Below are 12,008 nucleotides of genomic sequence, written 5' to 3'. Positions count from 1 at the left end.
ATCAGGGGCCCTCTGCCACGGCAGAGGGCCCCTGGGGATCAGACGGGTTCGAAAAGTGGCAGGCTGTCGCGCAGGAGCTGTTCTATAGGCTCCAGTTGGCTTTCATGCAGCACCAGCAGGTAAGGAGCATCCTGTTCATCGTTGAGTGGCGCAAGGAGTGCAAACTCGCCCTCTTCAAGATGGAACTCATGGATTTCTCGCAGCCCGTGGGGAGTTTCGCACTGAGAGCAGCGATAGGTGTCGTCTTCGCCGTACACCAGGCGGTGATACATCTTGAACAGCGTGTACAGCGCTAACCCCCCTTCGAACGCTTGCCAGCGAGCGGGTGTTTCTCGAATGTCTTCGTTCAAGACCAGACCTTCGGCCTCGGCATCGGCAATGGCGTCGGCCAGCGGTTCTGCCAGAATGGCGCTGCCATCGGCGGGCAGCGGTGCATTTTGCTGATTCGCCGCCGTAAAGCGCGCAGCAGCAGCATGAAAATCTGCCAGGCTGTTGAGATGGAAGTCCGCATGTTGCAGGTCGGCTGGCTCGAAACCGCCGTTCTCCCAGCCGTGAATGACACGTAGCGTAATTTGACCCCGGGCGATGGGGCGGGCCAATAAGGCATGAAGCATGATACGGATATGCAGCTGGCGTTCATCCGTGTCGTTTTCGAACGCACGGTAAGGGTCGGCGAACAATGCATGCAAACGCCCCGGCGTGTGCTCTCTTGCTTCAGAATAAGACATGGTGGTTTCCCTGTTACAGACGCCGTTTGCTCAACGCTGCCTTTTTTATGAAATACAGTCGATAAGAGTATGGCGAGCCTCAAGGTGTAATGAAAGTCTAATCCGTTAGCATTTTGTTAACCATGACCCCGTATCGCGCAAGGCGTTTATCAACACGACAAAAAAGAGGTAAGCATGTCTGCGTCATTAAGCCGTTTTAAAATTCCCGAAACCCTGGACGACCTGCCTGACGACATTCGCACGGCCATATTGGCGGTTCAGGAAAAAGCCGGGTTCGTGCCCAATGTGTTCCTCATGTTGGCCCACCGTCCAGCGGAGTTTCGCGCCTTCTTTGCCTACCACGACGCCTTGATGGAGCGGGAGTCCGACACTCTGAGCAAGGCCGAAAAGGAAATGATTGTGGTCACTACCAGCGCGCGCAATCGCTGCCTTTACTGCGTTGTGGCACATGGCGCGCTGGTACGTATTTACACCAAAGACCCTCTGTTGGCCGATAACGTTGCCATCAACCACCAGGCGGCGGGGTTGAGCGAGCGGCATCGGCGCATGCTCGATTTTGCGCTACACAGCGCCATCGAGCTGGGCGAGCTGACGCCCGAATGGCAAACCCGGCTGGCGGAAGTGGGCTTTACGCTGGAGGATTGCTGGGACATCGGTGCCGTGGCCGCCTTCTTTGGCATGTCGAATCGTCTGGTCACCCTGGCAGGCACGCCGCCCAACCCGGAGTTCTACCTGATGGGGCGCGTGCCCAAACCTGCCTAGGCCAGAGCGCAGTACGCACGGCAGCGCTTTACCGGGGCGCTCCTTTCAGTGAAGATACCGCCTTCATTCACTGTCGCCAGGGGAGCCCTTCGTGGGCTGAGAATGCACGCCATGCAGACCCTGGAACCTGATCCGGATAGTACCGGCGGAGGAAGCGCGACATGCCGTACCTGACGTCTGCAGTGCTGGGCGCAGCGCTGTGCTGCTTTGCATTTTTAGGCCTTCGGGCGCGTTTTGGGGGAAGCTCGCTGGATGACTACGTCACGGCGCGCAACTCGCAAACGGCAACGACCCTGGGGTTCTCTTTTCTGGCCTCGGGAATGGGGGCCTGGATTCTCTTTGCGCCGCCTGAAATTGGCGCCTTCGTGGGGCCGGTGGCGCTGCTGGGCTATGCCGTGGGCTCGGCGCTGCCCTTCCTGGTGCTGGGGCTTTATGGCCCCAGAATACGTCGTGCGCTACCCGCCGGGCGCAGTATCGCCGAGTTTGCCGAAGCGTGTTATGGCAAGGGGGTCCGTCACTATGTCACGCTTGCCTCCGTGGCGTATATGGGGTGCTTTCTGGCAGCTGAGCTGACGGCCATCGGCGCCATTACCGCGCTACTGTCAGACGTTCCGCCTGCCTGGGTCATCATTGGTGTGGCGCTGACGACCCTCATCTATACCGTGCTCGGTGGCCTGCGCGCCAGTTTGGCCACCGACCGCTGGCAGGCCTGGCTGCTCTTGATACTGTTATGCGCCGTGGCGGGCGTCACGTTATGGCGCCTGCCTTCCATGCCCAGCGATGCGGCGCTACCGGACGTCCCCCTCGGGGCGTCGCTGAGCGTGGCGCTGACGCTGATCATTGCCGTGACCGCGGCCAATTTGTTTCACCAGGGCTACTGGCAGCGGCTCTGGGCGGCTCAGGATAGCGCCAGTCTTGGCCGTGGCGCGTGGCTGGGGGCCGTCATGACGGTGCTGGTGGTCATGGTGATTGGTGGTGTCGGCATGATGGCGGCACTCAGTGGGGTGAGCCTGGGCGAGCCACCGATGCCCTTTTTTGCCCTGTTGGCAGAGGCTCCTGTCTGGATCACACTCCCGGCTCTGGTGCTGGCCGTCACGCTGGTGACTTCCAGCGTGGATACGTTGCAAAACGGCATTGCCTCGCTGTGGGCAACGGGAGATCAACCAAAAGCGTTGCATGCAGCGCGCTGGATCACGGTGCTGCTGATGGTGCCGGTGATCCTCATCGCCTTGCAAGGGCTATCGGTACTGAGGCTGTTTTTGATAGCCGACTTGCTGTGTGCGGCCATCGTGGTGCCAGTGCTGCTGGGCCTGTGGCAACGCATGTCGCCGCTGGCGGCCATCAGCGGTGGCGTGGCGGGGCTGGTGGGGGCGGTATTGCCGGGCTGGCTGGGGCAAGGCTCCTTGATGGCGGGCATCATGGCCGCCACGTTTCCTGGCAGTATTCCTACTCTTGGTCCCTTCGTGGGGGCGCTGATGCTCTCGAGCCTGGTGAGTATCCTCGTGGCGTGGTGGCTCCCTTCGGGCAAGGTGTTAAAAAAATCAACGCGTTAGGCAGACTGTGTAGTTTCGCGCTATGATGTCGAAAGGGTTTGAAATACACAAAGGAGTGTTAACTATATATCGGGTGTAACCACCATGAGCCACCTGTTGCCATCCAATGAAGCGTCGCGCATTGCTGCTTTGCAAGAGCTGGCGTTACTGGACACCCCCAATGAGCCGGTATTCGACCGAGTGACTCGGTTGGTCACCGTGCTGTTGGGGGTACCACTTTCCACGGTGACGCTCGTGGATACCGACCGACAGTGGTTCAAGTCTCAGGTGGGGCTGGAGCTTTCGGAAACTCCTCGCGACGTGGCGTTTTGTGCCTATACCGTGCTGGCGGAAGCGCCGTTGGTCGTCAACGATGCACGCCTGGACCCCCGCTTTGCCAATAATCCTTACGTCGATAAGCCCGACGGCATCCGCTTCTACGTCGGCATCCCTCTGAAAACCACCCAGGGGCTGGTGTTGGGGTCACTGTGTGCCATGGATACCCGGCCCCGCGAACTAACCCCCCAGGAGTTCACCGCGCTACAGGACCTGGCCGATGTGGTGTCCGGTGAAATTCATTTGCGCGAGCGCTTGATTCAGCAAGAGAAGCGCAATGCCAGCTTCAAACGCGACCTTGCGGCGCTGCATCGTAGTCTGGAGCAGCAGATCGAGCGACGTACCCGCGAGCTCAACCTGGTCATCGAGTCGGCTTACGATGCCTACCTGAGTATCGATGATCGTGGTCGGGTGCTGGACTGGAATCGCGCCGCACAAGCCATGTTCGGCTGGTCGCGCAAGGAGGCGTTGGCCCGCCCCATTACCGACCTGATGTTTCCCGTAGGCGTGCCCGGGCAGGACGATCCTTCACCCATCGAATGGGAAGCCCGGCGTCGAGATGGTGGGCGCTTGCCGGTAGAGATTCGCCACCAGCGCTACGAACTCAGTGGGCGATGGCGGCGCAGCCTGTTTATCCACGACATTACCGAGCGCCAGCAGTTGGCGCGCCTGCGAGACCAGGAGGCCAGACAAGATGTCTTGACGGAGCTGCCTAACCGCCGCGCCCTCGACGAACGCTTGCCAGAGGCCATGGCGCGTACTCGGCGGAGTCTCGTACCGCTGGCGGTCATGTTTCTCGACCTGGATGGGTTCAAACGAATCAATGACCTGTATGGACATGCCATGGGCGATGAGCTGCTGCGCGACATCGCCAGACGCTTGCAAGCTGCGCTGCGTGAAACGGACTTCGTGGCCCGTTGGGCGGGGGATGAGTTTGTGCTGATACTGGAGAACATGGACAGCGACGCTATCGAACCGCTGGCGCAGAAGCTGATCCGCACCATTGAAGATCCGCTGACCATGGGCGACATAGTGCTCGAGGTCAGCACCAGTATCGGCGTGGCCGAGTATGTGCCTGGCGGAGAAGAAACCCCGCAAGAGTTGTTGAAGCGAGCCGATGTGGCGATGTATGAAGCCAAGCGGGCAGGCAAGGCGCAGGCGCGGCTAGCAAGCCCTGTGCTGCCGTCAACCAACGCCAGCGAAGTCAAGGAATGCACATGATTCGATGCCTGATGACCACCCCCGAGGGAGAAGTGCGCGAAGGCGACCTTTCGCTGATCGATGTCTGGAAACGCCTGGAGGGCGCGCATATCTGGGTGGACATGCAGGGTGAAAGCGAAGCCAGCGAGCGTGAGGTGCTCGAAGGGTTTGCGTGCCACCCCATGGCGATTCAGGATGCCCACAAGGTGCGTCATCCTCCCAAGATCGAGGAATTCGAAAACCATACGCTGATTATCTACCGAGGCATTTCCTCCTTCGATGCTCAGCTCAACTTCGTGCCTCAACCGATGTGCTTTTTCGTGGGCGAACGCTTTCTGGTCACGCTGCATCCTGGCCTTGCGCTGAGCATCGAACGGTTACTCAACGATCAGGGCGCGCGGCTGCTGTCGCGCTCTCCCGAGCAGGTTGCCTTGCGTGTCATGTATACCTCGGCGGGCTTTTATATCGACAGCCTGCTGGAGTTCGAGACCGAGCTGAGCGACCTGGAAGACGAGTTGTTGGAGAACGGCAATGACGTATTGATGCGCCGGATTACTGCGTATCGCTCGCGGTTGGTCAAGATGCGTCGGGTATTCAACTATCACAAGGGCATCACTCAAGAGCTGACGGCGTATGACTACGCACATCTCCCTCGCTGGGAGAGTGAAACGCTGCATGCCATCACCGATGTGGAAGAGCGTTTCGAGCGCCTGCATTCGCTGACCCAGATGTATTACGACATTTGTGGCGACTTGATAAATGGTTACATCTCGATTTCATCGCATCAGCTGAATATCACCATGCGTGTGTTGACCGTCATTACCGCCATTTTCGTGCCGCTGACCTTTATTGCCGGTATTTATGGCATGAACTTCGAATACATGCCCGAGCTTGCCTACCCGTATGGTTATTTCTTCGTACTGGGGTTCATGCTGGGCATTGGCGTTGTGCTGATCTGGTGGTTCAAACGTAAAGCCTGGTTCTAGACGTTGTCCGAAAATGGGCTGCGTTCGGCCTACGGCGTTAAGGATCGGCAGTAGACTGAGCCAGGATACGCAGGCGTAGCGTCAACAGACAAAGCCCAAGGCCAATCAACAGCCATAGCGAGGCTAGCAGCACGGGAAACGCGCCGGGCCCGGCGGTGTCCAGTAGTGGACCCGTCAGCGAAGGAATGATCAGTGCCCCGCAGCCCGCGGCCGTAAAGATGGCGCCGGTGGTGCGGCCCCGCATCACCATGGTGTGGTTGCACAGCGCAAACAGGGTGGGGAAAAAAGCCGAGGCGGAGAGGCCAAACAGCAGCGCGCCTGGGGCCAATGAAAGCACCCCTGCATGCCAGCCGCCAGCGGCGCTGAGCCCAATGGCCAGGCAGCCGACCAGTACTTGCCAGGGCGCGCACCTGCGCAGTAGCGGAATGGCCAGCAAGCGTCCTGCCGAGAGCGCCAGCCAGAACAGTGTCGCCAGCAGCGTGGCCTGCTCGCCGGACACTCCTGATAGCGCGCCATAGGCCGTCACCCAGCCAGCAAAGGTCACCTCGATGCCCACGTAGAGGGCGAACAGCAGCAGAAAAATCCCCAGCAGAAGAGGGTCGCGATGCTTGCGTGGGGCGGGCGTTTCGCTCACCACGCAGGTCGCCCCGGGCATGGTGGGGCTGGCAAAGCGTGATAGTGGCCACAGCATGCCCGCGACGCAAAGTCCCACTACCCAGAAGGTCCAGTGAAACTGGCCGGTCAATGACAGCGCTGCCACCATCACCAGCGGGGTCAGCATATTGCCAACGCTGAAGCAGAAGTGCAGCGCGCTCACGTTGGGGCCTGCGGCGTCTCGGTGCAGCCACAGCAATAGCGTATTGCCCCCGGCGTTCAGCGACACTTCAGAAAAGCCTAGCAGCATGAACAGCAGCGCCAGCAACACGAGTAGTGGGCTCAAGGGCGCCAGCGCCAACCCGGCCACGGTGAGTACGCCCATGATGAGCAGCACGCGATGCCCGTTGAAGCGGTCCATCAGCGCTCCGGTGACCAAAGCGCCGCTCATGTTACCTACAGCACGCGCCGTGAACAGCACGGCAATCTGGCTCATGGAAGAGCCGCTGGCGCTGGCCAGGTGGGGCAGGGCAGGCCCCAGCAGCCCGCCAGTCATACCGATAGCGATGAACAGTCCAAAATAGGTCCAGGTCAGGCGGCGATGATAGGCAGAGCTGAAATGAAGCATACCGTTCCTTGGCGGGGGCTGGGAGGTGCCCATGAGGGATGAGCTTGAACCTTTTGGGGGCTGATCACCATTGGCGAAAAGTTGACGCTGCGAGGCAAAGCAAGAGATTGGAGTGGTATGTAAGCGATCCCTCCGCACTGTTGAATCCCGTCGCAACAGGATATCTTGAACCTGGCCCGGCGTTTGTTATTGTCGTGGTATATGCACCGATCAGGAGCCAGCCCATGGCCAATACGGACCGCAGAACCTCACGTGTCACCAACGCTGCCAATGATTCCACCACTTCCTTTTCTATCCCCTCCAGCATGTCGGCCATGCTGCTGACCGGTCATGGCGATGTGGACATGTTGCACTACCGGCAGGACGTGCCCACGCCGCAGCCTGGGGCCGGTCAGGTGCTGGTGCGCGTCACGGCGACCGCGAAGAACAACACTGACCGCAAGGCCCGCGAAGGGCTTTACCCCACCAGGGGCAAGGAGGAGGTCACCTCGTTCGCCATGGGCGGTGCCCCCACCTTGAGCTTTCCGCGTATCCAGGGGGCCGATGTGGTGGGGCACATCGTGGCGGTGGGCGAGGGTGTCGATGCGCAGCGAGTGGGTGAGCGGGGGCTATTGGATTTCAATCTCTACCCGGATGATCGTCGCGACATCAATCTGGTGCCGGATTACTACGGACATGGTGCCGATGGGGGCTTCGCGGAATATATCGTGGTGCCTGCCGACCAGTTTCATCACATCGCCAACCCTGAATTACCAGATGCCCCTCTGGCGGCCATGGGAATGTGCTCCTATCAGACCGCCTACCACATGATGACGGCGGCCAACGTGCGGGCTGGCGAGCGGGTGCTGGTCAGTGGAGCCAGCGGCGGGGTAGGAACGGCGCTGATTCAGCTGTGCCGGATCATCGGCGCCATTCCTTATGCCGTCAGCCAGCCCAGCAAAGCCGATGCCCTATGCGGGCTGGGCGCGCAGGCGGTGATCGACCGAGGCGATTTGCCTACGTTCGTCGAGCGCGTGCTGCAGGCCACCGAAGGGCGGCCCATCGATGCGGTCATGGACCTGGTGGGGGGCGACATGACCGACTTGTTCATCGACACCATGATCAGTGATATGTCGCAGCGCGCCACGTACCCGCGGCTGGCCATCGCTGGTGCCAGCGGTGGCAATCTCAGCGAAGTCATGTGGACACGCATCTACCTGTATCAGGTGCAAATCGTCGGGGTCTCCCATGGCACCCGTGAAGAAGCCGAACAGCTGGTCGCCTGGATTCGCAGCGGCGAGCTGAAGCCGGTGCTGCACGGGACGTTCAAGCTGTCGCAGCTGCACGCGGCGGAGCGCTACTTCGTCAATCGCGGCAGCGACTATCTGGGCAAGATCGTGATCGTGCCCGATGCCCAGTGGGAGGCCCATGGGGAGCCGTTCGCGCTTCAGTCGGCTGATCTTCAATCTGCCGCTCTTCAATCGGAACGGGAGGCTCGCCAGTGAATACCGTGCATACCATCAAGCTGCTGGACACCCACGCGGGGGGCGACGTGAGCCGTATCGTCACCGCCGGGATCGATACGCTGCCGGGCAGCACGGTGCGTCAGCAAATGGAGTATCTGCGTGACGACGCCGATGGCCTCCGGCAGCTACTGCTGGGCGAGCCCTATGGCATTCCGGAAATGTCGGTCGACCTGCTGGTGCCTGCCACCCATCCTGAAGCGGTGGCGGGGTACATCATCATGGAAGTGATGGGCTACCCGATCTACTCAGGCTCCAACACCTTGTGCACGGCCACGGCCGTTCTGGAAATGGGTATCGTGCCCAAGCAGGAGGGGCTTCAGCGCTTCAAGCTGGAAGCCCCGGCAGGCCTGGTGCAGATCGAAGCGCGGGTGCGCAACGGGGTCGTGGAGTCGGTGACCTGTGAAGGCTTGCCCAGCTATATCGACAGCTATCGCGATACTCTTCTGGTGCCGGGCATTGGCGACGTCACCTACTCGGTTGCCTACAGCGGCGGCTTCTATGCGCTGGTCGATGCCGAGGCGCTGGGCTTCAAGCTGGTACGGGACGAAGAGGCCGCGCTGGCGGCCTGTGCCCACAAGATCATCGAGGCCATCCAGGCTCACCGAGGGTTTTCCCACTACACCCTGGGCGATGTGGGGCCGCTGCCCTTTCTACACTTCATGGGGCCTGAAGAGCCGGTGGCGCAGGGCTATGTGCGTTCGCGCTCTGCCACCTACGTGCACCCAGGGGTGATTTGCCGCAGCACCACCGGCACCGGCACCTCGGCACGCTTGGCGCTGATGCATCATGAAGGGCGGCTGGCGCCGGGCGACAAGCTGGAAACCGTCTCGTTGAGAGAAACCGGGTTTATCGGCACCTTTACAGGCACCCACCAGGAAGGTGCCTATCAGGTGGTGGAAAATACCATTACCGGGCGCAGCTATGTGCTGGCCGATTCCACCATCGTGATCAACTGCGACGACCCGATGGTCGCCTGTGGTGAGCTGCACCATATCTTGAGTGATCGGCACGCCCAGCCTGCGCCGGTCAAGGAGTAGCGTCATCGCCGATGTCCAGGTAGCCGGCCTGTTCGATACGCGCCCAAACGGGCGCTTTCTCGGCGTCGCTCATGCTTCCCCAGCAGGCAATCTCATCCAGAGTGCGCCCACAGCCGCTGCACAGGGCCGTCTCGGGGTTCATCTGGCAAATATGGCGGCAGGGTGACACAGGGCGAGGCTGGTTGGGCATGGGCGTCGTGGTATCCAGTTCGAAATGGGGGAGGGTTCGCGGCGGGCGTCACAGCGGCACTTTACCACGCAGCGACTTGATCTTGCCCTTGCGGGTCTTGTGGTCCACCCGCCGCCGCTGGGAGCCTTTGGTGGGCTTGGTGGGGCGGCGCGTTTTCGGCGTGCGGGCCACGCTTTGAATCAACGCCTGCAAGCGGTTCAAGGCGTCTTCCTTGTTCAGCTCCAGCGTGCGAAAGCTCTGCGCCTTGATGATGACCACGCCCTCCTTGCTGATCCGCTGGTCGGACAGCGCCATCAGCCGCTCCTTGTAGGTAGGGGGCAGCGTCGAGCGCGCAATGTCGAAGCGCAGATGCACGGCAGAGGCGACTTTATTGACGTTCTGGCCGCCCGCTCCCTGGGCTCGAATCTGGCTGATATCGATTTCCCAATCGGCCAGCGTGACGCTATTGGAAATAGTGAGCATTCAATTCTCTGGTAACTTATGAACTTACAAGGCTAGCACACTTGACAGCCGCAAGGCTCCACGGCCTGGTAACAGGCGTTCCCTACGACAATGAATACCTCTTATGCAAAGAGAGGTGATTTTTTCTGATGAGTGAGTGGCTTTATGGGCAGCAACGCTGGTCCCATGGCCTGATAAGGAGTTTGCATGGATACCCTGCTGGACACCTCGCCACTGAGTGCCGGAACACTGTATCGCCTGCTGTCGGGCAGCATTTGCCCAAGGCCCATTGCCTGGGTGGCCACCCAGGATGGCCAGGGCAACGCCAACCTGGCGCCGTTTTCGTTTTTCAACGTGGCCAGTATCGACCCTCCCATTCTGGCTTTTGCGCCGCTGCTGGATGGCAGCGCCCAGCCCAAGGACACCCTGCGCAACCTGGAAGACGTCGGCGAGTGCGTGGTGCATGTGGGCACCGAAGGCTTGATCGAAGCGCTCAATACCACCAGCGCCAGCCTGCCGCCCCAGGAAGACGAGTTTGCCCTGGCAGGACTGGAAAAGACGGCCATGCCCGGTGTGTGCGTGCCGCGTATTGCGGCGGCGCCCATCGCCTTTGGCTGCCAGCGAGTACAGGTGATCCGCTTCGGAGATCAGCCGCTGGCAGGCAGCCTGATTCTGGTCAAAGTGGTATCGATCCACGCCGATGAGTCCGTCTGGGATGGCCGCCACGTTCACTTGGATGTGCTGCAGCCGGTAGGCCGCCTGGCAGGCAGTGACTATGTCAGAGTCAGCGACCGGTTTGCCCTGAGCCGTCCTGATTAGAAACATCAGTATCTTTAGGCTGTGACTAAAGTCTTAGGCGTTTTGGCCGATGAAAGGCTAAACCCTGAGGATAAAAAAATGAAAATATCACGAGTATTGGTATTGCTGGCCTGGGTGCTGGTGTCGCCCGTGGCGGCAGCGGAGTTGAAAGTAGGTATCGTCGCGCCGCTGAGTGGTGCAGCCGCTCCCTTGGGGGTCGGCATGCAGCAGGGTATCGAGGCCTACTTTGCCAAGGTAAATGCCGAAGGAGGCGTCAACGGACAGTCGCTGGTACTGCAAGCCTTCGACGATCAATACTCGCCGCTACCCGCCGCCGCGCATACCCGGCAGCTGATCAGTGACAGCTCCCTGCTGGCGGCCATCGGTAACGTCGGCACGCCCACTGCTGCCGTGACCATCCCCATCCATAACCAGCACAGCACGCTGCTGTACGGCGCCTTTACCGGCGCGGGTATCTTGCGTCGTTCGCCCCCCGACCGCTATGTGATCAACTACCGAGCAAGCTATGTGCAGGAAACGGCCGCCATGGTGGCGGGGCTACTGGAAGCGGGTATCCAGCCCGAAGAGATCGCCTTTTTCACGCAGAACGACAGCTTTGGTGATGCAGGTTACAATGGCGCGCTGCGCGCCTTGCACGAAGAGGGCTTTACCGACACCTCACAGCTGGCCCACGGCCGTTTTACACGCGGTACCCGCAATGTTCACCAAGGGCTGGCAACCATTCTTCAGGCACCTGTCGTGCCTCGTGCGGTGATCATTGTCGGCACCTTTGGTCCCGCTGCCGATTTTATCCGTGAAGCGCGTCAGGACCTGCCGGATAGCGTGTTTCTGAACGTCTCTTTCGTAGGCAGCCAGGCCCTGCTGGAGGCGCTGGGGCCATTGGCCGAAGGCGTGATCGTGACCCAGGTCGTGCCACCACTGGATGCTGACCTGCCAGCGGTAGAAGAGTACCGCCAGGTGTTGGCAGCGCATGTGCCCGGCAGCGAGCCGGATTTCATCTCGCTGGAGGGATATCTAGCCGCCAAGCTGTTCGTGGAAGGGGTGAAAGCCGCCGGTGAAAACCCGGATAGGCAAGCCATCGTGGAAGGCTTGCTGGGCTTGGGTACCATCGATATTGGCGTGGGTGAGCCGCTGACCTTAGGGCAAGGAGACCATCAGGCCAGTGATGCCGTGTGGGCCACCGTCATTCGTAACGGCCAGTTCGAGCCGGTCGATTGGGCGAGCGTCGCAGCATCCTTTGAATAGCATAA

General features: G+C 60.5%; 12 protein-coding genes and 1 riboswitch. Of the genes, 8 read left to right on the top strand and 4 right to left on the bottom strand.

Annotated elements, in window-relative coordinates:
* Positions 1–38: 38 nt before the first annotated feature.
* Positions 39–728: a hypothetical protein gene (locus CWI66_RS10315; RefSeq protein ID WP_016916454.1), complete on the bottom strand. Its 690-nt coding sequence runs from the start codon at positions 726–728 to the stop codon at positions 39–41.
* Positions 729–902: 174 nt separating this feature from the next.
* Between CWI66_RS10315 and CWI66_RS10310 the strand changes: the two genes are divergently transcribed.
* From CWI66_RS10310 to CWI66_RS10295, 4 genes are all read left to right on the top strand, one after another.
* Positions 903–1,490, top strand: coding sequence for a peroxidase-related enzyme (locus CWI66_RS10310; protein ID WP_081135175.1), 588 nt, complete (start codon positions 903–905; stop codon positions 1,488–1,490).
* A gap of 68 nt (positions 1,491–1,558) precedes the next feature.
* A riboswitch (TPP riboswitch) is annotated at positions 1,559–1,662 on the top strand.
* Positions 1,652–3,043, top strand: coding sequence for a sodium:solute symporter (locus tag CWI66_RS10305; protein WP_016916456.1), 1,392 nt, complete (start codon positions 1,652–1,654; stop codon positions 3,041–3,043). (Overlaps the previous riboswitch by 11 nt.)
* A gap of 84 nt (positions 3,044–3,127) precedes the next feature.
* The gene (locus CWI66_RS10300; RefSeq protein ID WP_081192332.1) at positions 3,128–4,579 is read left to right on the top strand and encodes a diguanylate cyclase domain-containing protein; all 1,452 of its coding nucleotides are present in this window, start codon (positions 3,128–3,130) and stop codon (positions 4,577–4,579) included.
* Complete coding sequence (locus CWI66_RS10295) at positions 4,576–5,544, top strand: magnesium transporter CorA family protein (RefSeq protein WP_081135181.1); 969 nt, start codon at positions 4,576–4,578, stop codon at positions 5,542–5,544. Before CWI66_RS10300 ends, CWI66_RS10295 begins: the two co-directional genes overlap by 4 nt.
* A 37-nt stretch (positions 5,545–5,581) precedes the next feature.
* Here the strand turns inward: CWI66_RS10295 and CWI66_RS10290 are convergent, their stop codons facing one another.
* Positions 5,582–6,766, bottom strand: coding sequence for an MFS transporter (locus CWI66_RS10290; RefSeq protein ID WP_100731610.1), 1,185 nt, complete (start codon positions 6,764–6,766; stop codon positions 5,582–5,584).
* A 305-nt stretch (positions 6,767–7,071) separates the two neighbouring features.
* Here CWI66_RS10290 and CWI66_RS10285 point away from each other — a divergent pair, with 305 nt between their 5' ends.
* Positions 7,072–8,250 (top strand): alcohol dehydrogenase catalytic domain-containing protein, encoded by a 1,179-nt coding sequence (locus CWI66_RS10285; RefSeq protein WP_040461366.1) that lies wholly within the window; start codon positions 7,072–7,074, stop codon positions 8,248–8,250.
* Positions 8,247–9,308 (top strand): proline racemase family protein, encoded by a 1,062-nt coding sequence (locus CWI66_RS10280; RefSeq protein ID WP_016916461.1) that lies wholly within the window; start codon positions 8,247–8,249, stop codon positions 9,306–9,308. Before CWI66_RS10285 ends, CWI66_RS10280 begins: the two co-directional genes overlap by 4 nt.
* On the opposite strand, the gene CWI66_RS10275 is transcribed toward CWI66_RS10280, so the two are convergent.
* Both CWI66_RS10275 and arfB read right to left on the bottom strand, forming a co-directional pair.
* Complete coding sequence (locus CWI66_RS10275; protein WP_016916462.1) at positions 9,298–9,498, bottom strand: DUF1289 domain-containing protein; 201 nt, start codon at positions 9,496–9,498, stop codon at positions 9,298–9,300. The genes CWI66_RS10280 and CWI66_RS10275 overlap by 11 nt on opposite strands.
* Before the next feature lie 48 nt (positions 9,499–9,546).
* The gene (gene arfB / locus CWI66_RS10270; RefSeq protein WP_016916463.1) at positions 9,547–9,960 is read right to left on the bottom strand and encodes an alternative ribosome rescue aminoacyl-tRNA hydrolase ArfB; all 414 of its coding nucleotides are present in this window, start codon (positions 9,958–9,960) and stop codon (positions 9,547–9,549) included.
* 186 nt (positions 9,961–10,146) lie between these two features.
* On the opposite strand from arfB, the gene CWI66_RS10265 reads away from it, so the two are divergent.
* A complete protein-coding gene (locus CWI66_RS10265) occupies positions 10,147–10,758 on the top strand; it encodes a flavin reductase family protein (protein WP_100731609.1) in 612 nt (203 codons plus the stop codon).
* A 78-nt stretch (positions 10,759–10,836) separates the two neighbouring features.
* Positions 10,837–12,003: an ABC transporter substrate-binding protein gene (locus CWI66_RS10260; RefSeq protein ID WP_081135189.1), complete on the top strand. Its 1,167-nt coding sequence runs from the start codon at positions 10,837–10,839 to the stop codon at positions 12,001–12,003.
* Positions 12,004–12,008: the final 5 nt, after the last annotated feature.

The organism is Halomonas sp. 141 (genome assembly GCF_002810305.1).
GTDB classification, from domain to species: Bacteria; Pseudomonadota; Gammaproteobacteria; order Pseudomonadales; family Halomonadaceae; genus Vreelandella; species Vreelandella stevensii.
This window is presented reverse-complemented; position numbering and strand designations above follow the sequence as displayed.